The sequence below is a fragment of the Vitiosangium sp. GDMCC 1.1324 genome (assembly GCF_003044305.1).
Taxonomy (GTDB): domain Bacteria; phylum Myxococcota; class Myxococcia; order Myxococcales; family Myxococcaceae; genus Archangium.
Genome location: NZ_PZOX01000039.1, coordinates 44941 through 68697, shown reverse-complemented (window position 1 = coordinate 68697; position 23757 = coordinate 44941). Strand labels below are relative to the sequence as shown.

General features: G+C 67.0%; 19 protein-coding genes and 1 pseudogene. 6 read left to right on the top strand and 14 right to left on the bottom strand.

The genetic code is table 11. The annotated features are described in order from the left end of the window. Positions 1-263: 263 nt before the first annotated feature. From DAT35_RS55735 to DAT35_RS55705, 7 genes are all read right to left on the bottom strand, one after another. Positions 264-1118, bottom strand: coding sequence for a hypothetical protein (locus DAT35_RS55735; RefSeq protein ID WP_108077635.1), 855 nt, complete (start codon positions 1116-1118; stop codon positions 264-266). A gap of 52 nt (positions 1119-1170) precedes the next feature. Next, positions 1171-2880, bottom strand: a complete 1710-nt coding sequence (locus DAT35_RS55730; protein WP_158502383.1) for a M1 family aminopeptidase — start codon at positions 2878-2880, stop codon at positions 1171-1173. A 561-nt stretch (positions 2881-3441) separates the two neighbouring features. Further along, positions 3442-4584, bottom strand: a complete 1143-nt coding sequence (locus DAT35_RS55725) for a hypothetical protein (RefSeq protein WP_233262290.1) — start codon at positions 4582-4584, stop codon at positions 3442-3444. Positions 4585-4784: 200 nt separating this feature from the next. Continuing rightward, positions 4785-6560, bottom strand: coding sequence for a HEAT repeat domain-containing protein (locus DAT35_RS55720; RefSeq protein ID WP_233262288.1), 1776 nt, complete (start codon positions 6558-6560; stop codon positions 4785-4787). 215 nt (positions 6561-6775) lie between these two features. Then, complete coding sequence (locus DAT35_RS55715) at positions 6776-7630, bottom strand: hypothetical protein (protein WP_158502381.1); 855 nt, start codon at positions 7628-7630, stop codon at positions 6776-6778. A 41-nt stretch (positions 7631-7671) separates the two neighbouring features. After that, positions 7672-8511: a Hint domain-containing protein gene (locus DAT35_RS55710; protein ID WP_199243308.1), complete on the bottom strand. Its 840-nt coding sequence runs from the start codon at positions 8509-8511 to the stop codon at positions 7672-7674. Between the two features lie 77 nt (positions 8512-8588). Further along, positions 8589-9713, bottom strand: a complete 1125-nt coding sequence (locus DAT35_RS55705; RefSeq protein ID WP_158502379.1) for a VCBS repeat-containing protein — start codon at positions 9711-9713, stop codon at positions 8589-8591. Positions 9714-10172: 459 nt separating this feature from the next. Between DAT35_RS55705 and DAT35_RS55700 the strand changes: the two genes are divergently transcribed. Then, positions 10173-10817 carry a CHRD domain-containing protein gene (locus tag DAT35_RS55700; protein WP_108077629.1) on the top strand — a complete coding sequence of 215 codons (645 nt, stop codon included), beginning with the start codon at positions 10173-10175 and terminating at the stop codon, positions 10815-10817. Here DAT35_RS55700 and DAT35_RS55695 read toward each other — a convergent pair. Beyond that, positions 10814-11698, bottom strand: a complete 885-nt coding sequence (locus DAT35_RS55695) for a LysR family transcriptional regulator (RefSeq protein ID WP_108077628.1) — start codon at positions 11696-11698, stop codon at positions 10814-10816. The genes DAT35_RS55700 and DAT35_RS55695 overlap by 4 nt on opposite strands. Positions 11699-11809: 111 nt before the next feature. Beyond that, positions 11810-12214, bottom strand: a complete 405-nt coding sequence (locus DAT35_RS55690; RefSeq protein ID WP_108077627.1) for a hypothetical protein — start codon at positions 12212-12214, stop codon at positions 11810-11812. 118 nt (positions 12215-12332) lie between these two features. Here DAT35_RS55690 and DAT35_RS55685 point away from each other — a divergent pair, with 118 nt between their 5' ends. Next, a complete protein-coding gene (locus DAT35_RS55685; RefSeq protein ID WP_233262287.1) occupies positions 12333-13187 on the top strand; it encodes a helix-turn-helix domain-containing protein in 855 nt (284 codons plus the stop codon). 93 nt (positions 13188-13280) lie between these two features. Further along, the gene (locus DAT35_RS55680; RefSeq protein ID WP_108077626.1) at positions 13281-15065 is read left to right on the top strand and encodes an NBR1-Ig-like domain-containing protein; all 1785 of its coding nucleotides are present in this window, start codon (positions 13281-13283) and stop codon (positions 15063-15065) included. A gap of 126 nt (positions 15066-15191) precedes the next feature. On the opposite strand, the pseudogene DAT35_RS61665 reads toward DAT35_RS55680, so the two are convergent. Beyond that, a pseudogene (locus DAT35_RS61665) lies at positions 15192-15728 on the bottom strand (LysE family translocator); the annotation flags it as partial. An 89-nt stretch (positions 15729-15817) separates the two neighbouring features. Continuing rightward, positions 15818-16843, bottom strand: a complete 1026-nt coding sequence (locus DAT35_RS55670; RefSeq protein WP_108077624.1) for a lipoate--protein ligase — start codon at positions 16841-16843, stop codon at positions 15818-15820. A gap of 75 nt (positions 16844-16918) precedes the next feature. On the opposite strand from DAT35_RS55670, the gene dhaL reads away from it, so the two are divergent. Continuing rightward, positions 16919-18616, top strand: a complete 1698-nt coding sequence (dhaL, locus tag DAT35_RS55665; protein WP_108077623.1) for a dihydroxyacetone kinase subunit DhaL — start codon at positions 16919-16921, stop codon at positions 18614-18616. 31 nt (positions 18617-18647) lie between these two features. Here dhaL and DAT35_RS55660 read toward each other — a convergent pair whose 3' ends face one another. After that, positions 18648-19661 carry an NAD(P)-dependent alcohol dehydrogenase gene (locus DAT35_RS55660; RefSeq protein ID WP_108077622.1) on the bottom strand — a complete coding sequence of 338 codons (1014 nt, stop codon included), beginning with the start codon at positions 19659-19661 and terminating at the stop codon, positions 18648-18650. 56 nt (positions 19662-19717) lie between these two features. Beyond that, positions 19718-20332 carry a CAP domain-containing protein gene (locus DAT35_RS55655; RefSeq protein ID WP_108077621.1) on the bottom strand — a complete coding sequence of 205 codons (615 nt, stop codon included), beginning with the start codon at positions 20330-20332 and terminating at the stop codon, positions 19718-19720. A 218-nt stretch (positions 20333-20550) separates the two neighbouring features. Here DAT35_RS55655 and DAT35_RS55650 point away from each other — a divergent pair, with 218 nt between their 5' ends. Both DAT35_RS55650 and DAT35_RS55645 read left to right on the top strand, forming a co-directional pair. Further along, positions 20551-21603: a hypothetical protein gene (locus DAT35_RS55650; protein WP_108077620.1), complete on the top strand. Its 1053-nt coding sequence runs from the start codon at positions 20551-20553 to the stop codon at positions 21601-21603. 185 nt (positions 21604-21788) lie between these two features. Next, entirely contained in the window at positions 21789-22949 is a 1161-nt protein-coding gene (locus DAT35_RS55645; RefSeq protein WP_199243307.1) for an acetyl-CoA carboxylase biotin carboxylase subunit family protein, read from the top strand. 18 nt (positions 22950-22967) lie between these two features. Here the strand turns inward: DAT35_RS55645 and DAT35_RS55640 are convergent, their stop codons facing one another. Beyond that, positions 22968-23741, bottom strand: coding sequence for an alpha/beta hydrolase (locus tag DAT35_RS55640; protein ID WP_108077647.1), 774 nt, complete (start codon positions 23739-23741; stop codon positions 22968-22970). Positions 23742-23757 lie beyond the last annotated feature (16 nt).

Genomic DNA, 23757 nt, shown 5'->3' with positions numbered 1-23757 from the left:
CGGTGAGCGCCACACAGCAAGCCCCGATGAGTCCTTGCTTCCAAGAATGAGCCACTGATCTCTCCTTGCTTCGGTAGGTACGGCGTTGCCTTGTGCCACTACGACTCCACGGGCCGGACAGACCCGTGCCCTTCCGGCCGGACCCGTGGGAACACGGTCCGCCGGCGGATGCTCTCGAGACGTCCCCAGGACACACGCCTCCCGTTCACCTCACGGGGTGGGCTCGGACAGGGGACGGGGATGTGTTGGTTTCAGACTTCCGTTCAGAGGGTCCGCATCAGCCGCTGCACTTCGTCCATCGTCGCGCCGGACTCGGCCAGCCCCGCCATGAGGGCCTCACGCAGCAGGCTCTTCATCTTCGGGCTGTCGAGCCGGGCGTACGAGTCCAACGCGAGCTGCCGGTCCAACTGCGCCAGCCGGAAGAGGAGATCGTACTTCTCTCCGACCAGCCCCTTCTTGGCGGTGTCGGGCAGGCCGCGGTCGACGGGCTCCAGCAGCAGCTCCACCATGGTGTCGCGCGCGGCGGGATCCTTGGGCGCCATCGAGTAGAGGATGTCGATCATCGACATGCGATCCAACACCGCCTCCGGTTTGTTCTGCAGGAACTGCGTGTCCGCGGACAGCGAGGTGAGCGCCGCCGGGTCCGACAGCTCGGCCTTGAGCGCGGCGAGCTGGGCCGGCCCACCCTGGGCGAACTCCTTCAGGAAGGGCTCCTCGCGGAAGAAGGCGTTGAAGCGCCCGGTCCGGTACGTGCGCGCGGCCTGACGCACCGCCTCACGGTGCTGGGCCAGCTCCTGCGCCTGCTCCGCTTCCGTCAAGGCAACGGCCGGCGCGGAGGCAGCTCCAGTGGCCTGCGGGGCCACGGGCGCGGCGGAAGTGGCCGGAGCGGACCTCGGCGGGGCGCGGACACTCCCGGCCGCCTTGGCGGTGGAGGACTCCGGGGTCCGCCCCTCCGCGGGCGGAGCGCTCTGCTCCGGAGCCGCACCCACCGGCGCCCGCCGGGCGACGAGGGTGTACGTGCCCGCGCCCGCCAGCAGGAGGAGCGCGAGCCCGGGGCCTCCCCACCGGGACCACTGGAAACGCTGCGTGGTGTTCTTCTCTTCGTGTCGTGCGTTCACTCGAACATCCCCCTCTTCACTTGCTCAGCTGAACGTCGGAACGGCTCGGGACTCAGAAGTGCCAGCGCGGCGGCGCGGCCTCCTCCAGTGCACCGAAGAATCTGCGATTGACCACACGGCTGTCCGGGTCCACCGACACCTGCAGGACGGGCTCGGGGAAGGGGACCGTGACGCTGAGGGTGCCGCTGGTGGGTGCGAGCCCGTAGTTCAGGACGACATCCTTCGTCTGGGTCTCTCCCCGGACACGCACCGTCACGGCCACCGGATAGATGCCGCCCTCGTAGGACTGCTGCGTGGCCGTGAGGGTGAGCTGGCCGTCCACCTGCTCCGTGGTCACGTCGAAGTAGGGCCAGTCCGGCTCTCCGCTTCCGTAGACCCAGGCGTCGAAGTAGCCCCACAGCGAGCCTTCCGGCAGTCCCGCGGCCTGCTCCAGGGAGCTGCGCAGCTGCTCGGTGTCTCGCACGCCCGGCACGGACAGGAAGTGCTGGATGCCCTCGACGACATCGGCCTGGCCTCCCGGCAGCAGAGTCTCCAGTTGCAGGAAGAAGATCATCGGCCCGGTGCCGTACACGTCCGCGGCGAACGTCAGGAAGGGCTCCGGGTGGTCCGCCGGCTTCGGGTAGAACATGGCCGAGCGCGCCATCCGGTCCCAATAGACTCGCGTCCGGGCGGCGTCCGAGGGCCACTTCTGGGCCTCGTAGACGTAGGACAGGTACTCGGCGATGGCCTCCTTCCACGCGAAGTCATACGCCTCCGCCATGGTCGTGCGGTTACCCGACCACTGATGCGCGATCTCATGCATCAGCGTGTGTCGGGGCCCGTTGGCGTACTCGCTGCGCAGCAGGGGGAGATCCTCGCGCAGGACGATGTTGGCGGGGTGCTCCATGCCGAGGAACTCCGTGGGCCCGCCCACGACGCGCAGCGTGTCTCCGTAGGGCAGCGGCCCGAGGAGGCTCTTGAGCCACCCCAGGTAATCCGTGAAGTCGGCCGGGTTGAGCGCCGGGGCGAGCAGGCCGCCGGGCACCTCGTAGAACTCGAGCCGGGTGGCACCCGCTTGCGCGAACAGCGTCTTCACCCAGGCGGGATTGGAAGCAATGGCGAACGCCGAGTACGTGGGCGCCTGCCGGCCCGGCCCTATCAGGCAGAACGTCTCGGTGGGGCTGTCGCGAAAGAGCTGGCCCGGGCACAGCACGACATCGTTTTCGGCGTGCTGCACTTCAAAGGAAAAGGTGGCGAGCCGGCCGGGCGCGTCGTCGCAGAGCCCCAGCCGGTCGCACTGCTCGACCCAGCTCATGAGGTACGAGAACGTATTTCCCTTGCGGTCCTGCCGCCGGGAGAAGCCCACCTGCGTGTAGTCGTACGTCATCTCGGGGACTGTGACGTCCGCCTCGATGAACAGCAGATGCCCCTCGGACACCGGGAGGCCACAGATGCGCAGGGCCCCGTCGGCGAGCGGCTCGACGCGACTGGCCGGGGCCCCATTCCACAGCACCCGGGTGAGCCCCGGAGGGCCCTTCAACACGGTGCAGTCACCGCCCGGGGAGGGCACACTCATCAGCAGGCCCGAGTGCGCCTGGCGCGACGAGTCCTGGGTGGGCCGGAGGTCGAAGCTGTATGAGTAGTGGAATACCTTGGCGGGAAAGTCGCCGGTGCGATGGCTTCTGTCTTTGTCGATCTCCTGGCTCTCACTGCCATGGCGGATGGTACCTGGCCCGGGGTCCGGCTCCCCGCAGCCAGACAGGAATCCCGCCATTGCCAGCATGAGGCCCATTCGCCTGACGGAGGCTGTCCCCCCGCGCATCGACTCGCCGTATCCATGGACCCACTGCATCGGCATTACCCCCTCACGGCTGATTGAGCGATGAGACAAGTGGCTACGAGAACCGTGAGGAATTGACGCTCCTCATGATTGGCCATGACCATGGAACCTGCCCGTCCACGTCATGGACCTTCACCGCGCGGTCAACTCCAGCGCGGCAGCAAGAACTCGTGCCTGCCGTGCCCCCTCGAACAACATGAGAAAACCAGGACTATCTGTACGTCCCTATATACACCAACAGAACGGCGAATCAAGACTATCCGTATGAATCGGGGTTTTTTCAGGACTCGCGCCAGCACAGACGCCGGTGTGACCTCGGTGTGACAGTCCAGTCACCGGCGCAACGCGGCAAGACAATGCCAGTCCAAATCGGGTGGAACATTCCAATGCTCATGGCGCGAGGCTCGAGCGTTCAGGGAGGCAAGCGGGAGCCGGATGCTCGCGCTTGCCTCCGCCAGACACTCGAGGAGGAATGTCCGCGTCCCGGAATGTCCGCGTCCCGGACTAACCGCAAATACCCAGGGGCTGTGAGCCGGTCAGATTGAGCAGTGACCAGTTGCGCGTGATTCCGGACCACTCGGCGATGGTGACCCACCATGTCTTCTTGAAGAAGAGGAACTTGATCCGGGCGAACAGCTTCAGGGTACCGGACAGGGTGTTCAGGTCGAGGTTCGACTTGAGCGTCCAGTCGAGCGTGCAGACCGGCCAGAACAGCTCACCCACGGAGGGCAGGGAGGCATTGATGAGGGACAGGGCTCCCTCCAGGCCGAACGCGAGGATGATGACATCCACCGAGGCGGAGGCGGTGACGTTGGACCAGCCCCCCGGCGTCGCGGTCAACCGGGCCACCGTCGGGCCGACAATGCCCTTCACGGCGAGCTTGACGCCGCCGGCGAGCGAGGCCTTCACCGTGATGGGCACGGGGCCCACCATGAAGCTCTTGGAGGCACTGAAGAAGGTCCGGCTCCAGTTGATGGGGGCAGGCTCGTAGGTGGCGTAGAGGTTGGTGGACCAGATCTCCTGCCCGAGCGCATACAGCGCGGCGGTGCCGCTGTTGGCGCCGCCCTGCTGTCCGGAGACCTGCGCGCGCCCGCGCACGAGCTCCTTCTCGTAGTTGAAGGCGGTGCCGACGATCTTCCCCTCGGCCATGGCGTCGACCCGCTTGTCCTGGGTCGGCGTCGCCGTCTCGGCGGTGATCGTCGCATTCACGGCGTAGCCCGCGCCGAAGATGTTGTTTCCGAACCGCTCGACGCGCGAGTAGGTCTTGTTGAACGTCCCGAACGGTGTCGTCCACGGCAGGATCTCCGTCGGCGCCGGCACCATGTGCTGGGTGGCCTCCGGAATGGTGGGCTGCTCGATGGTGATGTTGTGGGAGTAGTCGGACGGATCAAAGGACAGCGTGCCGCCCGAGCGGCTCAGTTCGTCCTGGATGATCGCGTTCTGCTGCCCGACTGAATACGCACCATCGGGATTGAAGGGGGCTACCGTCGATTCCCACGCATAGTGGTCATTCAGCAGGTAGCCAGGAGCGTAGGCGTTGTAGGGATACTTCTGCGGTTGCACGACGTATGGAGTGGTGTCGACGAAGCTCTGGGCCGCCGCAAGTCCTGGAACCACGACAGCCAGCACTGCGATGGATCGCAACACTTTACTTTTCATGTGGGGTGGGTCTCCCGCGGAGTGAAAAAGGCTACGCCTGGAGTGAAGCAGACTACGCGTACCACTGTGATTAGAGTGAAAATCTCAATAAAAGTCAGAATGTTCATCCGTGAACATTCGGGCTCTGTGCATACGTGTTCCGCCAGGGCCCGGCCCCGGGCGGGATGACTCCGGTGGGGAGTCTGGTTTTAGCGGGTGGGGGTGGAGTCTGGCTGTGAGGGGACCGGCGTCGTGGGGGTGTTGAGGAAGACGGTGGCCATCTGCCGGAGCTCGGGATGTGGTTCGTTCTGACTGGCCCAGCCCAGCAGGACCAGGGCTTCAGGCACGCTGCCCCGGATGTTGCCCAGGAGTTGGATGATGTCGGAGCGAACCGCGTCCGATGGATCCTTGCGGAGCGCCTGCCCCAGCGCTGGCAGGAGAGGTCCGGGGGGCCGGAAGCTGCAGGCGAAGACGGCGCTCCTGCGCACCTGGACCGCGGGATCCGCCAGGAGTTGCGAGGACAGGAGTTGATCGGCCTCGGGCCCCGGGACGTTGCGCAGCGCGACCATGGCCGCCTCCCGGACCAGCACGGAGCTGGAGCGGAGTGCCGTCCGGAGGGTGTCCAGCGTGCCCGGGGCGCGCGTGTTGCCCATGGACCTGAGCACGATGGCCTGCTGCTCCGGAGTGCTGGCGGTGCGGTAGCCGTTGGAAAGTTCGTAGACCAGCGCTTCCGCGCCGCGCGCGTCGGTGTCGCTCATCTGGAATGCCGCATTGCCAAAGGCCAGTGTCGCCGTATCCCGCAGCATCGGATTCGGGTCACGGCCCAGGTTGCGGAGCGCGTCCACTCCCTCCCGGGTGGGCTCGCCCGCCATGCCCAACGCGGAGACCGCGTCCATGCGGACATCGGTGGACAGTGCCTGGTCTCCGGAGGCCGTCACCAGGGACTGGATGGCCTGCGGGGTGCTGGCCGCGGAGAGCGCCCCGAGCATGGGGCTGGCGGCGAGAGGGGAGAGTCCCGAGCGGAGGATGTCTGGAACCTTCAGGGCCTCCTCGGGCTTGAGCATGAAGAGCGCTCGGAGTTGCTCCAGCGCCCGTGTCCGCGCGTCATCGCGGGCCTTCTCCTCCGCTGGCAGCGAGCGCAGCTCCTTGACGAGATCCTCGAAGGTCTTGTTTCCCAGCACCTGCCGGTAGTGCGCCAGGGGATCTTGTGACCGTCCCTGGAAGCTGGCCAGGGGGGAGGTGCTCAACAGGCCCTGGCGCGCCTCGAGCGAGCCAATCAGGGAGGGCACCCTCCGGCGCTCCAGCAGGCGCAGGCTCAGCTCGAGATCGGTGAGGGCCGCGGGCAGGCCCGCGCTGGTATCCACTTCCAGGTGTTCGTTCGACTGGAGGGATTGGGCCCAGAGGTCCTCACCCAGCTCGAAGGCCGCGCGCGTGTTCACGCTGATGCGGATGTCCGAGCCCAGTGGCTGGAGCCCCTGTGGCGTCGCCACGTGGGTGTACGACTGCTTGGTCTTCTCGAAGCGGTTGGGGGCCAGGCGCTGGTACACCGCGACGTACTTGCCCGTGGTGTCGTGCTCCTCGGCCTGCCAGGAGGCGGTGGGCGCCCCGTACACCACGAACTGGGACGACGCCACGAGGGTGCGGAGGACGCCGCGAGAGAGGTCGTCCACCCCCTCCTCGAAGTGGGTGAGCGCCACCGAACCCGACCTGCCGAGCGTCAGGAAGAAAGGCATCTCGAGGGCCGTGGTCAACGTGCGCCGCACCTCGGGGGTCAGCACATCCTTGTCCTCGGCGCTCAGTTGGAATGTGGACAGTTTCAGGTTCACCCGGACGTCGATGCGCTCGCCGTCAATGGCAACCACGCCGACGTTCCACTCGCCCTGGATGGACAGATGCATTCCCGGAAGCGCGGAATCCACCCCCGAGGGCGTCTTGTTGGCGAAGGCGACCTTCTGGTCCGTGCTCACCTCGTAGCGGTAGAGCATGCCGGGGACCCATGAGCGCGTCCCGTCAGCCGTTCGCTGGGGTGGAAGGCCCGGCGCCATGACGGACGTGGGCGCCTGCGAAGGGGCCGGTGCAGGCCGCTGCGCCTCGGGGGCCGGCCCGGGGTGGCGCCACCAGGCCACACCCAGGCCCATGAGCACGAGGACGACGGCAACCGACAATGAGAGGGCACGTCGAGACTTTCGTAGCATGGCGTTCATGGCCGGGACAGGTTGATCGAGAAGTCCCCGAAGCTGGATGAACTATAGCCGTCCGTGTACAGGGCTCGCAGGGCCGCCCCTGGCGTGACGGCACCGCTGATGGTTGATTGCAGGCCGCACGCATCGTCATTGCACGCGACGGCCGGGGTATTGCCCTGGCGGAAGTAGAGCACCGTGTCGAAAGAGGCCAGTCCGCACGTGGTGGCGGAGAGGGTGCCGCCCAGGTAGCTGGGGCAGGTGGTGTAATAGTGGGTGACGTCCCGCCCGCCATAGGAGCCGGAGCAGGTGGACTGGGTCCTGTCGGTCAGCAGGGGAACACCCCGGTTGGCCATGTTGTCCGTGCTCGAGCTGAACTGCGATGACTCCGGCAACTTGTAGAGGACGTCCGAAGCCGGCAGGTGCTGGAAGTGGATGTTGAAGGCGCCGCATTGGCCTCCGAAGCCGCTCACGACCAGGTAGTAGGTGCCCGGCTCGAAGAGCTGCACCATCTGGCTCTGGAGGGTGCCGCACTGGTCATCCACGCACTCGAAGCCCTTGTTCTGCTCGGTGGAGCAGACGTCGGTGAAGAAGAGCACCGTGTCGTAGGTGGAGCTGAAGGCGTCCACGTACACCAGGGAGCGCTGGTTGACCGTGAATCTGTAGAAGACGTCCGGTGCCGCGTATGGCCTGCAGTGCGACAGGGTGTCGGGGGTCGCGTTGCAGGTGTTTCCACTGAAGGTGGAGACCGTGCTGAAGGCCCCCAGGTTGACCACCTGGGCCGAGCCACACTGGTCATTCGCCTCATACGCGAATGCGCTTCCGGCACTCAGCAGCAAACCACCCACAAGACCTGCCATCCAGGAACGAATCATGTCAGCCCTCGAAGACGTGTGAGTAGGGGGGGCGGCCGTGTCTACAGGCCGGAGACATTGAAGGAGTCCCTCAACAAGAGGCGGAAGGAGTCATCGGCCCATGCGTTCTGGAAACGGATGGAGCCCGAGAGCAGTCCCTCCGCATCCAGGATGTTCTCGGTCTTGACCGTGCTCAGGGGCCGGACGTTCCACACCTTGCCCCGGTAGTGGAAGGTGGAGACGTTCACCAGCGCCACGGGGAGTCCGTCCGCGCCCAGCAACAGATCACCCGCCTTGAGGGTCCTGGCACGGACCATGTCGCCCTGGGCATTCACCAGGGGATGCTCCTGGGTCACCTCGAGCCTGCGGCCGTCCGCCGTTTCGAGCACGATGATCTCTTCATTGGCCTCTCCCGAGACGAAGCTCTGGATGGGCTGCTCGGAGAACTTCAACAGGCTCCGGGTGGACTCGGTGCTCAGCCCGGTCACCGAGGACGTGTGTGCCTGATAGGCCTCCTCGATGGCCGTGCGGATGCCGTTGAAGGCCAGCCGCTGCTTCGGGGTATAGCAACCCACCACACACGTGCCGAGATAGATGAGGCCCGCCTGGCAGGGCGCGTTTGCATCCGCGGGGACGAACAACTGGCAGGTGGAGCCCGTTGGCACGTGCGGGAAGGTGTTGCACCCGTTGATGAAGACGACGTACTCGCCGTCCGCGTTGAGGTAGTCCGCCTTGGTCTGCTTGATGTAGTTGCATTTGACGGCCCACTGGTTGCGGCCGCGCCCCGCATCGGCCGTCATCAGCCAGTCGTCCTGGGTGCAGCGCGTCGTGTGCTGGGCCATGGCGGTGCTTGACAGTCCCACGACGACGATGAAGCACAGCAGTGGTGTCAGGTTCTTCATGCTCTCTCCTCGTTTCGGCATGAGCTCCGGTGAGACAGGAAGACGCGCATCCCGCGCTCGGGGATAGCCCCTGGAACTCATTCCGGGAGCTTCACCACGCACGACTGGATGTCATGGGTTATCTCCACCTCTCCCTTGGAGGTGAGCCAGGCCATGTCGGGGTGAGCGTCTCCATCCAGCGTTCCGACGGCCAGGGCGGTGGGCCAGTTTCCCTGGTAGAGGGGAGCGGAAGCGGGAGAGAACGAGCCGTCGCCCGTTCCCTTCAGCAGCAGGACGGCGCCCTCCAGCGTTGATACGGCCAGGTCGGGCGTTCCATCTCCATCCAGGTGGAGGCTCACGAACGCATCGGGAGAATCCAGGCCGACCCTGCGCTCGGGTCCGAATGTTCCCTCGCCCTGGTTGAGGTAGATGGAGAGATGGCCTGGAGAGGCCAGGCCATGCGAGACCAGGAGGTCCGCGGCGGCGTCTCCGTTGACATCGAACAGCTCGAGGTGCAGCGGGTCTTCCGACAGGTCGAGCCGGGCCGGAGCGGAGAGGGTACCGTCCGCCTGCCCACGGAACACGTCGACGACGTTCTGGTTCGTGATGGCGACGAGGACGTCGGTCCTGCCGTCCGAGTCGATATCGGCGATGCCGAGGTCTCGTGGAAGGCCTGTCGTCGGGTAGGGCACCGCCGCTGCGAAGCTTCCATCCCCGCGCCCCATCAGGACCGTGATGTTGAAGAAGCCTCCCGAGCCAGCATTTTTGGTGACGACGTCGAGGTGGCCATCCGCGTTGAAATCCGCGAGCCGTAGCTTCTGTGAGTGGTTGCCCAGCGGATAGGACCTGGCCTCCTGGAAGTCTCCTCCACCCGTTCCCAGCAGGACCGTCAAGGCATTGGAGAAGTGACCCACGACCAGGAGATCTTTCTTCCCGTCTTCGTTGATATCGGCAACGGCGATGTCACGAGGCGTCGGGCCCACGGAGTATTTCCTGGGCGCAGCGAAGGTGCTGTCCCCCTGGCCCGCGAAGAGCACCAGGAATCCCTCGTCCTGGAGTACGGCGAGGTCCCCGTGGCCATCCCCGGTCACGTCCTCGAGCCTGAGCTCCCGGAAGGATGTCCCATCCAAGCGCAAGGAGGTGCGGGCACAGGTTGGCTCGGCTCTCTTGGGCGGAGTCACCGCCGGAGGAGTGCAACCGAGGAGCGCGAAATGGGTTGCCATCCAGGTTGTCGCCAACGTTCCCCAGATGACACATCTGCTGGCTTCAATTGGAGACAACGCCATGAGTCACTCCCCCCTCCAGTTGAGACATCTCTACGTGATGGCAACAGCTTCCACGGCCAGACGGCGAACTCGAGCACGGCACGGGTAAAACGGGCTGTTCACGGAAAGTGCGTGTTACTTTACGTGCAGAATGTTCTCGTTGCAACCTTATTGTGGTGCACACCTGTGGCCACCAGCGCCTCTTCTGCGGCCGGGACTGCGTCCAGCGCTGGCTTGCCCGCACCGGGCACGCCTCCACGGCCCCTTCTGGGGTCTCTAGGGCTGGTTCCCACCACGGCCGAATCCAGCCCGGTGCGGGCATGGTCAGATATCGGCCATCACATGTCCGTCTTCGGACTTCTGCCGTGCCACCGCCGGGGATACTCCTGCAGCACACCACTCGCTGGAGGAATACCCATGCGTACCCTGACGGCCCTCGCGTTCACGAGCACCCTCTTCATGCTGCCCGCCCATGCGAAGGACCCCGCCCTCGGCGCGACGACCTTCACGGTCTACGAGGCCTTCCTGAGCCCTGCCCAGGAGCCCGGTGAGGAATCAGAGACCCCGAAGCTGCTGGAGAAGAGCCTCGGGGCCACGGCGCCCTCGATTCCTCGCGAGGAGCGGAAGTCCAGGGGCCATGGGCAGATCCGCTTCGCTCGAGACCTGAGCAAGGCCTATGTCGACGTCGAGATTCAAGGGGTCAATCCCGCCGACATCCTCATGTTCCATATCCACTGCGGCCCGCCGGGATTCCTCGGTCCCATCATCGTGGACTTCGGGGAGAGCGTCAGCGCCTCGAAGCAGTTCGCCCAGGGCAAGCTCACGGTGGAGCTCACCAACAAGAACGTCAAGTTCGTCAAGGACATGCCGGGTCTGAAGCCCTCGCTGCCCGAGAGCTGCCCCTCCGATATCGGTCTCCCGAACCAGACGAAAACCATCGCCGGCCTGGAGTACCTGGCGAAGAAGGGCGTGCTCTATTTCAACCTCCACACCAAGGCGCACACCTATTACGGAGAGATGCGCGGGCAGATCTACGCCGTCAAGGAAGAGACGGCCCGTTAGAGCGGCTCCAGGGCGCGGAGGATGTGCGAGAGCACCTGTTTGATCTTGGGAATCTCGGCGAGCGCTTCGGGCACGCTGATGCGTAACGCGCGCTCACGTCCCACCACGTCCGGCAGCACGGGCACCAGCAGATCGGGGGGACTGCCCGGGTCGGCCAGCTCGACGCTGGGCACCAGGCCAATGCCCAGCCCGGCGATGCAGCAGGACCGGATCAGGTGGATGTCCGTCGCGATGAGCGCCGGCTCGACCGCGAACGAGGTGCCCCGGAGCGTGGGCCAGATGCGCGCATCGTCTCCCGGGGCCTCCCAGGAAAAGAGCTCGTGGCCTCGCAGCTCCTCCACCGAGCGCGGAGTCCCTCGCTGCCGCAGGTATTCCTGGCTGGCGATCAGGCCCTCGCGCATCCGAAGCACCACGTGCGAGAGCCACGGACCCTTGGGGGTGTCCTCCCCGAAGTGGACCGCCATGTCCACGTTGTCCAGCGGCTCGCCGAGGGGGTTGTCGCTGAAGCGGAAGTGGGCGCGCAGCAGCGGATAGGCGCTCCGCAACAGCCCGAAGAGAGGCGTGAGGAGGTGCGGCGGCAGCCCCACGGGCAGCACCGTTCGCAGCACCCCCGAAGGCGCCTGGCCCACCTCGCGGATGGATGCCAGCAACGCGCTCGTCTCCTGCATCATGATCCGCCCGCGCTGGGCGAGCACCTCGCCGGCTTCGGTCAAGACGATGCCCTGGCGAGTGCTCTTGAGGAGTGGCACACCGGCGCGTGCCTCGAGCGCCTCGACGCGGCGCCTCAAGGTCGTGCGAGACACGCCCAGGGAGTCCGCGGCGGACAGGAACGAACCGGTATTCACCACGTCGAGAAAGGCGCGCAACTCTTCCAGATCCATGCTCTTCCCTCGTGGCCTGGAGTGTAGCGGGTTGCGAATCCCGTCGGGCGTAGGCGGCAGGCGCGTCCTGTGGATCACGCCCACGCGCCTCGCCGGTCTGCCGGTACCACCTCAGGCAAGCGCGGGAACCGAGCGCCGCAGCCCCACGTACTGCAGCCCGGCGAAGACCGCGACCGCCAGCGCCTGCCCCCCGGTGAAGAGGTAGCCCCAGAGTGTGGGGTCGGCCCAGCCGGTCACCAGCAGCAGCACGCTGTCGATGACCCACAGCAGGTTGGCGCTCACGACTCCCCAGACGACCCACCGAGGGACGATGGTTCGCCCGGCGAGGTACACCAGCAGGGCGGAGAAGGGGAGCAGGCTGAAGCCCGCTGTCCGCAGCAGGGCCACGTTCAGCCCCAGCAGTCCGGCCAGTGGGCTGGCGGCGATCATCATCAGGGCCCCGGTGGTGCCACTGATGACACCATCGGCCAGCAGGGCACGGCGCAGCAGGTTCCACGAAGCAGTCATCGAGCTCATGTTCAGCGTTCTCCCGTGAGGAAGGGGGTTCACGACGGGGCGAGAGGCCTCCGTCGCTTCAGTCACAAAATGCGCGGCGACCCATCCGGAGTCGATTACGCCCGAGGTAATTGGAGGGATGACGTCCCGCCCCTATCCTCCCGGCATGACGATTCAGGGCCGACCGGTGGGAGAGATGTTGCGGATGTGGCGCCAGCGCCGAAGCCTCAGCCAGCTGGAGCTGGCGCTTCGTGCGGAGGTCTCCGCCCGGCACGTCAGCTTCCTGGAGACGGGCCGATCGCAACCGAGCCGGGAGATGTTGCTTCATCTCGCGGAGGAGCTCGATGTGCCTTTGAATGACCGCAACGCCCTGCTGGTGGCCGCGGGGTTCGCCCCCGTCTATTCCGAGCGGAACCTCGACGACCCCGCGCTGCGTGCCGCACGGGAGGCGGTCGACCTCGTGCTCACCGGGCACGAGCCCTATCCGGCACTCGCCGTGGACAGGCATTGGACGTTGCTTGCCTCCAACCGCGCGGTGGGCTCGCTGCTCGCCGGGATAGCGCCCGAGATGCTCCAGCCTCCGCTCAATGTCTTGCGGCTCAGCCTGCACCCTTCAGGGCTTGCGCCGCGCATCGCCAATCTGGAGCAGTGGCGCAGCCACGTCCTCACCCGGCTCCATCGGCAGATCGAGCTCACCGCGGATTCGACTCTCTCCGCGCTCCATGAAGAGCTTCGCGGCTATGCCTCTCATGGGGGCTCCTCCCACGCCTCGCAGGGGCCCGCCCGCGAGCAGGAGTACGCGGGAGTGGTGGTGCCCCTGCGCCTCCAGACTCCCCAGGGGCTCCTGTCACTCTTCAGCACCACCACTGTTTTCGGCACCGCCACCGACATCACGCTCGCCGGGCTCGCGATCGAGTCCTTCTTTCCCGCGGATGCGGCGACCGCCGAGGTGCTGAAACGAGCCGCCGCGGACTGGCCGAGCACTGCCACGTGAGGTCGCGGTCTCAAATGCAGCTTTTCACAGGGACTGGAGGAAATGTGACTCCTGGTGTATAAATCCCCTGAATCCAAGCCAGAGGGGAAAAACATGAAAAGGTGGGCCAGCCGGTTCATCTGTGCGATAGCGCTCGTCGCGGGTCTGGGCGCATGCGGTGAGCGAGCTTCGTCAGGGCAGGAGGAAGGACCTTCAGGGAGCGGGGCAGGGGTCTCGGGTCCCCTGCACTCGGAGCGCGGAGGAATCGGCCTGCTGTTGCCGGAGCGCCAGGGGGTCTCGGCGCAGATGGTGGTGCCGGTGGATCCACGCCGCTCCCTGGCGGTGACGGACAAGGGCATCCTGGCCAGCTTCTCGCTGGTGACGGTGCTGAACCAGATGGTGACCCAGAATGGTGGAGGTGGCTTCACGGCCACCCAGCTCTTCCGGCAACTCTGGGACACGCAGAACCCGGCGCCGGGGCAACCGGATCTGCCGTTCAGCCCGCACTGCACGGACAACGGGGGCACGCTCAACGGCTTCACCTACCCGTGCCGCCCCGGTGAGGGCTCCCAGGCTCCTCTAGGTGCGACGCCGTCCATCAACGACTATGTGGCGGTGGGCCTCTACAACCGCTTCGATCTGGCGCCGGCGAACGGCTCGGACTGCGGCGAGTACCGCATCGTCTTCGCGAAGAAGGTGGGTGTGGGGCCCGGCCGCAACTTCATCATCTTCGAGGCGGTGCTGCCCAACCCGCGGCAGGACCTGGGGCTGGAGGGCTGCCGGCCCGTGGCCGACTTCTGGTCCGATCTCACCGCCGATCCCAGCATCCCCTCCCGGGCGGCGAAGCTGAGCAACTTCTATTTCAACGGGCTCACCGGCTTCTCGCCTGTCGTCCACATGCGCAACTACGGCTTCAACGCGGGGAGCCTGGGCCAGGTGCGCACCAACCAGTTCATCCAGGGCCCATGGTTGCTGCACGAGTTCAAGCTGATGCGTACCTGTTCCTCGTCCTTGGGGTGCACCCTGCAGTTCGTCCCGGTGACGGTGAAGACCAACCCCTGGGGTGATCTGTTCGATCCGGCCTCCGCCCACCCGCTGGCGCCTGCCTTCCAGAGCGCGTTCCTCTCGCAGGTGCAGAGTCTGGCGGTGAACAACATCAACACCTTCAATTACACGGTGGCGGATGTCTTCAACGCCGGGCAGAGCGACTCGCAGACGCCGGGGACGGTGGATGATTACGTGACCCGCTTCGGCGCGGGGCCGAGTGCCTTCCACGCCAACATCCAGGCGCAGCTCACCGCCATCGGCAGCCCGCTGACGCCGAAGGACATCGTGGCTCGGGCCCAGGCGCTCTCCTGCGGTGGATGCCACCAGCGCAGCAACGGCCAGTCGATGGGCGGGGGCCTGACGTGGCCGCCCTCCTCGCGCTTCGTGCACAGCACCGAGTTCGATGATCCGACGGACCCGACGCGCTTCGACATCTCCACGGCGCTGCGCACCACCTTCCTGCCGCACCGCCAGCTGGTCCTGGAGACGTTCCTCACCACGCCTCCGCTCGGTGCCGCCTTCGTCAGCCAGGGGGTGCCCACCACGGTGCAGGCGGGGACGAGCTTCACCGTCACGGTGACAATGAAGAACACGGGGACCTCCGCCTGGACGGAGCTCAACGCCTTCCGTCTGGGTTCACAGAGTCCGGCGAACAACACCGCCTGGGGCCCCAGCCGCGCCTTCCTCGCCCCCAGCGAGACCATTCACCAGGGTCAGCAGAAGTCCTTCTCCTTCACTGTCGCCGCGCCCGGCACACCGGGAAGTTATCCCTTCCAGTGGGAGATGGTTCAGGACGGTGTGGGCTTCTTCGGCCCGTTGACGCCGCTCGTGAACATCACCGTCACGCCCTGAGTCGGGCGCGTCCGCTCGAGCAGCCCCGGTTCGTGGGGTGGGGGGTGCTCGGGCGGCGTGGGCGCTGGGGCCTGGAGGGGACACGAGCTCCCGGACGAGCTCGATCCCCGTGATGACCCCGCCCACGAGGAGCAGCACCCCCATGCCGCGAACCATCCAGGCCAGGGCCTGACGCGAGAACCGGCTTTGGTAGCGCCGCAGCAGCCCGACGAACACCAACTCCCAACTCGCCACTCCCGCGCCAGCGGCGGCACCGAAGGGGAGGGCGAGCAGCCCGGAGAAGGCAACGAGCTGTTGCGAGTAGAGGAACGCGACCGCCGTGCTCCAGGTGGCCAGCAGGGTGGGGTTGAGCGCGGCGATGGTGAAGCCGAGCAGGAAGCCCTGGAGGTGCGGGTTGTGGCCTCGAGCGGGCTGCTGCTCGTCCCGGGGCTTCCACCGGGCGAAGTGCACCCCGAGCACGGTCAGCACGAGGGCACTCAACCCGTGCGACACGGGGAGGACCGCGGGGCGGTTCGCGAGGAAGGTCGAGAACCCCCAGAAGGCCACGCTGGCGTAGATCGCCACCGCCAGCGCGGCGCCCAGCCCGATGCGCAGGGCGGTGCCGTATTGCTTCTGTGCGCTCGTGGAGAACACCAGCACCGCGATCGGGCCCGCCAGGGGCATGGAGCCGATGAACCCGAACGTGAAGGCCACCAGCGCGGTGATGAGGGTGTTCATCCTCTAGGGGAGCGCCGGGGCGGCACGGAGCGGGCTCATACTTCCACCTGATTCATCAGCCACGCCTCGAGCTCGTCGAGCTCGCGCTCCTGACCCGGGTGACGGGGACGAACCCCAGTGACGGCGTCCTTCACTCCGGAGCGGCTGTAGGGCTTTCCCACCAGGGCGGCCTGGAGCTCCTGCACCAGATCCGGGAAGAGCGCGTCCGAGAAGACCTGTGCACGGCTGATGTGGCCGTTCTCGGAGTCGATGTGGACCTCGAAGAATCCCCACGAGAGGTACTCGACCATCTGATGGTGGAACTGGGGCGCGTTGCCGAAGCGCCAGTCCCAGGACGAGAACTTCTCGAACATGCCCTCGAGCGACGGCTGGCTCTTCAGGAAGTCATGATCCAGGGGCTCGGGCTCGGCCGTGGCCCCGTGGTGGTCACAGAAGGCGCCGATCATCGCCTGCACCAGGGACTCGTGTGTCACCGCCGGCTGGAGGTCCGTGATGTTCATCACCCGCGCGCGAACGGAGGTGCTCCCCTTGGACTCGAGCTTCTTCGGGTGGGGGGTCAGGTAGTTCGTCAGGCGTGTGAGGTTCGTGGAGATGAGGAACGTGCCGTGATGGAAGGCCCGGTCACGGGTCTCCCGGTACGCGCTGCCGCTGATCTTCCGGGGCCCGTCCTCCAGCGGAATCACCAGATCGTTGCGTCCCGAGGCCTCGGCCGTCACTCCGAGCCGCTTGAGTGCATTCAAGAGGATCGTCACGTTGGTGGTCTTGTTGTAGCCCTCCTTGGAGGAGAGGAAGGTGAAGCAGGTGTTGCCCAGGTCGTGGAAGACCGCGCCACCGCCGCTGGTCCTCCGCGCGAGGAAGACCTTGTCTTCCTCCATGCGCTTCAGGTTGCACTCGGACCAGGGGTTCTGGTTGCGGCCGATGACGACCGTCTCCGCATTGCGCCACAGGAAGAGCGTCTGCGTGCTGGAGTCCATCTCGCGGAAGATCCAGTCCTCCGTAGCGAGGTTGAACCAGGGGTTGAACGTCTGGGACAGGAGGATGCGGACTCGCTTGGGCGACATGGGGGGCAAGCTACCTTGGGGAGGAAGCGCGACAAAGACTTGACGTGACTCGGGCGGCGCGGCGACGGTTGATGGATGAAGAAACTCGTCAATGCCCCCCGCTCGGTCGTGGGGGAGATGCTCGAGGGACTGGTCTCACTCTCTCCAGGGTTGGCGTTGCTGGAGGGCGAGGCCGTGGTGGTCCGCGCCGACATTCCCGCGGACGTCCATCAACGCGAGGTCGCCATCCTCTCCGGTGGCGGCAGCGGACACGAACCGGCGCATGCGGGCTATGTGGGCGCCGGAATGCTGCACGCGGCCGTCTCGGGGGATGTGTTCACCTCGCCCAGCACCGACGCCGTCCTGGCCGCGATCCGGGCTGTCTCGGGACCGGCGGGCGCGCTGCTGATCGTGAAGAACTATACGGGTGACCGGCTGAACTTCGGCCTCGCCGCCGAGCTGGCGCGTGCGGAGGGCATCCCGACGGAGGTTGTCGTGGTCGCCGATGATGTCGCCCTGCGCGACACCGTCGAGCCCGGACGGCGCCGGGGTATCGCGGGCACCGTGCTGGTGCACAAGGTGGCCGGTGCCGCCGCTGCCTCGGGCGCTTCGCTCGCGGAGGTCGCACGGGAAGCCGCCGCGGCCGCCGCCGAGCTCGGCACCATGGGCGTCGCGCTCGGTCCCTGCACCGTGCCCGCGGCGGGCCGTCCCGGCTTTTCGCTCGAGGAGGGAGAGATCGAGCTGGGCCTGGGCATCCATGGCGAACAGGGTGTGCGGCGCGTGCCGCTGCAACCGGCCGACGCGCTGGTGGAGACCCTGCTGGCCACCATCCTGGAGGACCGGCATATTGGCTCCGGCGACCGCGTGGCCTTGCTGGTCAACGGTCTGGGAGGCACGCCGCCCATGGAGCTGGCGATCGTGGCCCGCCGGGCCCTGGCCGTGTTGCGCGAGCGGGGTGTCTCCGTGGAGCGGGCCTGGAGTGGCTCGTTCCTGACGGCGCTGGAGATGCCCGGCTGTTCGCTGTCCCTGTTGAGGGTGGATGACGCGCGGTTGCACCGGCTCGACGCGGTCTCCGGCGCACCGGCCTGGCCGGGCAACGGCAAGATCGCCCCGGCTCGCCGGAGCCAGCCCGTGCCGCCCGCGCCGCCAGCTCCCGCGGGCACCCACGAGGAGCACCCCGGGATGGCCCGGTTCAGACAGGCGGTCCTCGCGGTCGCCGACGCGTTCGACGCGGCCGAGGCGCGCTTGACGGAGCTCGACAGTGCCGCGGGCGATGGCGATCTGGGCATCAGCCTGGCTCGCGGTGCGGCGGCCCTGCGCGCCCTGCCCGAGTCCTCCTGGACGAGCCCCTCCCGGGCGCTGACGGCCATCAGCGGAGCCTTGCGGCGCAGCATTGGCGGCAGCTCGGGGCCGTTCTACGCCACCGCGTTGTTGCGCGCCGCCCGCCACCTGGCGGACACGAGCCCGGACGCGACCGCCTGGGCCGAGGCCTTCCAGGCCGGTGTCGAGGCCGTGGCGGAGCTGGGCGGTGCCCGTCCCGGGGACCGCACGATGCTCGACGCCCTACGCCCGGCGGCGGACGCATTCTCGCAAGCGCTGAAGGCCGGGAAGCCTCCCGCCGAGGCCTGGGACGCCTGTGTCCAAGCGGCGGAGAAGGGCGCGGAGGAGACGTCGCGGATGAAGCCGCGCCTGGGGCGAGCGAGCTATCTCGGTGAGCGCGCCGTCGGTGTCCCCGACGCCGGGGCGGCGGCCGTCGTCGTCTGGCTCAAGCCGCTCTCCCGGTACATCGGCTGAGGCGGGCGGCGAAGCCCGCCTGGAGAAGGGTTCACTCCACCCGGATGACGACCTTGCCGAAGTGCGCGCCGCTCTTGAGGTACTCGAAGGCGGCGGGCGCTTCGGTGAAGGGGAAGACGCGGTCCACCACCGGGTGGATGTTGTGCAAGGTCAGCGCACGGTTGAGGGCCTCGAAGGATTGGCGGTGGCCCACGAAGACGCCCTGCACGCGCAGGTTCCCCATGAGGATGGGGGTGAGGGGCGCCGTCCCCGCTCCTCCGCTGAGCACGCCAATGACGGACACCGTTCCCCCGAGGCGCACGGCGCGCAAGGACTTCTCGAAGGTGCCGGCACCGCCCACCTCCACGACATGGTCCACGCCGGTGCCACCGGTGAGGGTGCGTGCCGCCTTGTCCCAGTCCGGGGTCGTCACGTAGTTGATGCCCTCGTGGGCACCCAGTGAGCGGGCGCGCTCCAGCTTGTCGTCACGGCTGGAGGTGTGGAGGATGCGCGCGCCCAGCATCCGAGCGATCTGCAGCGCGAAGATGGAGACGCCTCCCGTGCCCTGGAGCAGCACGGTGTCGCCCGCCTTGAGTCCACCCTGGGTGACGAGCGCGCTCCACGCGGTGACGGCCGCGCAGGGCAGCGTGGAGGCTTCCTCGTCCGACAGGTGCGGAGGCGTGGGCACTACGCCCTCCTCGTGGAGGAGCATCATCTCGGCGAGCGCCCCATCGAGCGGCCCGCCCAGGGTGGTGGCTTGCGCGGTGCGGGAGGGCTCTCCGGCGAGCCATGCCTGCGAGAAGAGGCCCATCACCCGGTCCCCGGGCTTCACCCGGGTGACGCCGGGTCCCACGGCATCCACCACGCCCGCTCCGTCCGAGTTGGGAATGAGGGGCAGTTTCTGCCGTGGGTTGTAGCGGCCCTCGACCATCATCAGGTCCCGGTAGTTGAGGCTCGTGGCCTTCACCCGCACCCGGACCTGGAAGGGGCCGGGAGTGGGGTCCGGCCGCTCGCAGGGCACCAGTTTGTCCAGCCCGAATCCACCGCGAATCTCGTATGCCTTCATGGCTCCGGGTTCTAGCGCGCCTCACGCCGGAGTGGGAACCGGAGCCACGAGTTCGGCTACTGCCGGCCGAAGTCCTGCGTCCAGTAGTGGCTGTAGGTGCTGCCGGCCTTGTAGAAGTAGCCGACCCCGAGATGTTTGAAGTTGGGGTTCATGATGTTGTTGCAGTGGCCGGTGCTCGCCATCCAGCCGTTGACCACGGCGCTCGGGGTGCTGTAGCCCGCCGCGATGTTCTCGCCCGCCGCCGTATAGGTGTAGCCGGCGTTGGTGATGCGCTGCCACGGAGTGGATCCATCCGAGCCGTTGTGGTCGAAGATGTTGTTCGTCCCCATGTCCTTCGAGTGCTTGCGGGCGGCGCACTGCAGCCGGGTGTCCAGGGTCAGCGCGGGGGCGGCCGGCTTGGCCACGCCACCACAGGTGGCACCCGCCGCGCGCTTCTGGTTCACCAGGGTGAGCACCTGACTCTCGAAGCTTTGCCAGGATGCGTCCCAGGTGAGCACGTCGTCACAGTAGGCCGCGGCGACGGCCAGGGACTGGAGCTCGCTGCCCTGTGAGGATTCAGCCGCCTCGCCCAGGAACCCCTCTCCCACGGGCGCAATGGGTACATCGGCTCCGCAACCCGCGAGCAGGGTGACACCGAGGAGGAGGGACGGGACGCTCAGGTTTCGGTTCATTCGGAGCCTCTTCTGGGGTGAAAAATTTCAAGATGTGCAAAACAGGATAAAGCTGAAATGCTATAAAGCCTGTCTGGCAATGGCTGTCAATCCATGGAAGCACTCAGCCTGACGAGGGCTCGCGGTGCCCGCACACGGAGCGAAGCGTGTGAAAGAAGTCGGTTCACGTCTCCCTGGGTTTGACGGTGGACCTGGCTCGTTCGGAGACTCCGGGAGCCATGTCCTCCGCCAGCGTCGTCGCCCGCCACCTGCTGCTCGCCGCGCTCCTCGGACTCTGCTCAGTGGCTTGTCAGACAGCGGCTCCGGCCGTTGCTGCTGTTTCCGCCATTGCTCCTGTGTCTCCAGAGGCACCCGCGGCCCGGACGTCCTCTCACGACTCAAAGGAGCCGTCGGGCTCGAGCGATGCGGAGCAGGATCCGCTCAAGGCCCTCAATGCGCTCTTCCACCAGCAGTACGCGAGTGCCCGTGCCGCCTATGTCGCCCGGCTTGGCACGGGCGAGCGCCCGGTGTTGCTCATGGACGGGACGCTCACCCTCTCCTGGCAGGGAAAGACCACGCGTTATCCCGTCTTCACCTCGCGCTACCACACGCTGAAGGCGCTCTCCCATGTCCCCTTCAGCGTCTATGCGGGGTTGCTCGGCAACGTTGGTCCCGAGTTCTCCGAGGAGACGAAGGAGCGTTTCCGGAACACGCGAGAGCTCATCCCCGCGGTCCTGGCGGCACTCGATGACCCTGCCTCCACGACCCGGAGGGACGTCCCACCCGAGCTGCTGGACGGTGCGCGCACGCTGTTGCGCGAGTCCGATACCCTGCTCGCGGAGTGCCTCTCCCGCGGAAGGCCCACTCCCGAGCGCCTCTCCCGGTTCGTCCAGGCCGTGCGCCCGGTGCTGATCGCCCATGTTCGGGCCGCGGCCCGCGACGAGCTCGACCAGCTCCACCAGCACGTCCGCACCATCCGCTCCACGATGCCTCCCGCGCAGTGGGAGCGCGTCGTCGTCGTCATCAGCGTCGTCCGCCAGGCGCGGGCGCGGGAGGGGTCCCTGCAGTATTTCGAGCGGCTCCTGGGCGAGCCGCCGACGGGGGAGGGCGCGTCCAGGGAGGGCCGTATCGTGGTCCTGGAGGCCTTCGGCTCGCGCGAGCCGCTCGAGGTGATGGGTGTCCACGAGCTGGACCGGGACTCCGCCGCGGGTCTGCTGGGTGATCCGCTGCTGCTGCAGAGCGACCTGCTCGCGCCGTATGCCGCCGAGTACCTGAAGCAACTCCTGCCCTGAGGTTCAAGACGTGAACGGCCGCGCGTGAGGGGGGAGGGGGCTCCCGGGCCGCTGCTGGCCCGCTACCCGGCGGAGCCTGCTCTGGTGGGCTCATGGCGCTTTGCGTCATCTTCTTTGTTACTGAACCCAGGGCGTCAGGTATCCTGATGCGTCAGTCACAAGGCCCTGCCGGCGGAGGCGCAGTCGTGAACGTCGTCTTCATCTCGCCCCACTTCCCCCCTCAGTTCTTCCACTTCGTCACCGCTCTGCGCGAGCGGGGTGTCACTGTCCTGGGTATCGGTGACGCCCCCTACGACGCCCTCCGGCAGGAGCTGCGCGACTCCCTCACGGAATACTTCTTCACCCCCAACCTCCACGACTCCAACGCCCTCCTGCGCGCCACCGGCTACCTCACCTGGCGCCATGGCCGCATCCACCGCATCGACTCGCTCAACGAGACCTGGCTCGAGGTGGAGGCGCAACTGCGCGAGGACTTCCACGTCCCCGGCCTCCTGCCCGCAGACATCGCCCGCCTGCGCTCCAAGCTCGGCATGCACGATGTCTTCAAGCAGGCCGGCATCCCTCACCCCGATGCCATCCCCGTCAAGGACGCGGCCGGTGTGAAGGCCTTCGCCCGGAGCGTTGGCTATCCGCTCGTTCTCAAGCCCGACGTGGGCGTGGGCGCCGCGCGCACCTTCAAGGTCTCCAGCGACGCGGAGGTGGACGGGGCCTTCGCGGAGCCGCTGTCCGGTTACATCGCCCAGGCCTTCGTGCGCGGCACCATCGTCACCTATGACGGCCTCGTGGACCGCGAGGGCCACATCATCTTCGCCTTCAGCCACGAGTACAGCGACGGCATCATGGAGTCGGTGCTCGAGCAGAAGGATCTCTCCATCTGGAGCCACAAGGAGCTGCCTCCCGCGCTGGATGCCATGGGCCGCAAGGCGGTGGCGGCGCTCGGCCTGCGCGAGCGCTGGTTCCACCTGGAGTTCTTCCGCCTGGCCAATGGGGACTTCGTCGCGCTCGAGGCCAACCTGCGTCCGCCCGGAGCCTTCCTGACGGACATGATGAACTACGCGTGCGACATCGACGTGTACCGTCTGTGGGCGCGCCTGCTGACCGGCGAGGACCTGAGCGGATTTCGCTACACGCCCAAGTATCACGTGTGTCACGTCGGCCGCCGCACCGGCCGCGAGTACCGCTACGGTCACGCGGAGGTGGTGGCCCGGCTGGGTGGGACGCTGCTGCAACACCGCGAGCTGCCCTCCGTCTTCAGCAGCGCCCTGGGCGATGAGATGTACCTCCTCCGGCACTCGGAGCTGCCGGCCATCCAGGAGGCCCTGCGTTTCATCCAGGCGCGGAGTTGAGCGCGAGGCCCCAGGCCCTCAGCAGAGCAGCCAGCGCATGGCGAGGGGGAGCCGGCGCTGCCAGTCCTTCTCGTGGTGGTTCCCCCCGGGCTCCAGCACGAGGAACAGCTCGTGGCTGGCGTAGCCCAGCCGCTGGAGGTGCTCGAAGAAGCCGCGGGTGGCGTCGCCGTAGTACATGGTGTAGCCCACCGGATCGATGATCTCGTGCAGGCCCGCATCCAGGTAGATGCGAGACCAGCGCCGGGTGTGGGCCGACCACTCCTCGAAGAGCCGGTTGAAGCCCCACATCACCGAGGGCGATAGCCCTCCGATGCGGCCGAACAGCTCCGGGTGCTTGCACCCGAGATACAGCGAGATGAGGCCGCCCATCGACGAGCCCATCACCGCCGTCCACTCGGGGCCCTGGCGGGTGCGGTAGGTGGCCTCGATATAGGGCTTGAGCGTCTCGACGAAGAAGCGGACGTAGGGGAGGCCTCGGGCCTGGACGTGGCTGCGCGGCTCGTCCCACGGCGAGTACTCGGCGAGCCTGTTGGGCGTCGAGTCCACCGCGACGATGAGCCAGGGCTCCAGGCTGCCCTCGGACACCAGGTGCTCCAGGGTGACGTTGGCGCACCAGGTGTCGTAGAGCGCGGACTCGGGATGGGCGAAGACGTTCTGCCCGTCGTGCATGTAGAGCACGGGGAACCGCCGGCCAGGCTCATGGTCGTACGCATCCGGGGTGTAGATGCGGACGGTGCGGGTGAGCCCCTCCTGCGGAGAGGCGAAGTCTCGGATGATGTGGACGTGTCCCATGGGATGGTGGATGCGA

Coding starts and splice junctions, on each gene's coding strand:
- DAT35_RS55690 (WP_108077627.1), bottom strand. CDS start 12,214: ATGAGCTCGATGACTGCTTCGTGGAACCTGCTGCGCCGTGCCCTGCTG.
- DAT35_RS55650 (WP_108077620.1), top strand. CDS start 20,551: ATGTCCTCCGCCAGCGTCGTCGCCCGCCACCTGCTGCTCGCCGCGCTC.
- DAT35_RS55655 (WP_108077621.1), bottom strand. CDS start 20,332: ATGAACCGAAACCTGAGCGTCCCGTCCCTCCTCCTCGGTGTCACCCTG.
- DAT35_RS55700 (WP_108077629.1), top strand. CDS start 10,173: ATGCGTACCCTGACGGCCCTCGCGTTCACGAGCACCCTCTTCATGCTG.
- DAT35_RS55695 (WP_108077628.1), bottom strand. CDS start 11,698: ATGGATCTGGAAGAGTTGCGCGCCTTTCTCGACGTGGTGAATACCGGT.
- dhaL (WP_108077623.1), top strand. CDS start 16,919: ATGAAGAAACTCGTCAATGCCCCCCGCTCGGTCGTGGGGGAGATGCTC.
- DAT35_RS55660 (WP_108077622.1), bottom strand. CDS start 19,661: ATGAAGGCATACGAGATTCGCGGTGGATTCGGGCTGGACAAACTGGTG.
- DAT35_RS55680 (WP_108077626.1), top strand. CDS start 13,281: ATGAAAAGGTGGGCCAGCCGGTTCATCTGTGCGATAGCGCTCGTCGCG.
- DAT35_RS55670 (WP_108077624.1), bottom strand. CDS start 16,843: ATGTCGCCCAAGCGAGTCCGCATCCTCCTGTCCCAGACGTTCAACCCC.
- DAT35_RS55685 (WP_233262287.1), top strand. CDS start 12,333: ATGACGTCCCGCCCCTATCCTCCCGGCATGACGATTCAGGGCCGACCG.
- DAT35_RS55710 (WP_199243308.1), bottom strand. CDS start 8,511: ATGAAGAACCTGACACCACTGCTGTGCTTCATCGTCGTCGTGGGACTG.
- DAT35_RS55720 (WP_233262288.1), bottom strand. CDS start 6,560: ATGCTCTACCGCTACGAGGTGAGCACGGACCAGAAGGTCGCCTTCGCC.
- DAT35_RS55715 (WP_158502381.1), bottom strand. CDS start 7,630: ATGATTCGTTCCTGGATGGCAGGTCTTGTGGGTGGTTTGCTGCTGAGT.
- DAT35_RS55640 (WP_108077647.1), bottom strand. CDS start 23,741: ATGGGACACGTCCACATCATCCGAGACTTCGCCTCTCCGCAGGAGGGG.
- DAT35_RS55705 (WP_158502379.1), bottom strand. CDS start 9,713: ATGGCAACCCATTTCGCGCTCCTCGGTTGCACTCCTCCGGCGGTGACT.
- DAT35_RS55730 (WP_158502383.1), bottom strand. CDS start 2,880: ATGCTGGCAATGGCGGGATTCCTGTCTGGCTGCGGGGAGCCGGACCCC.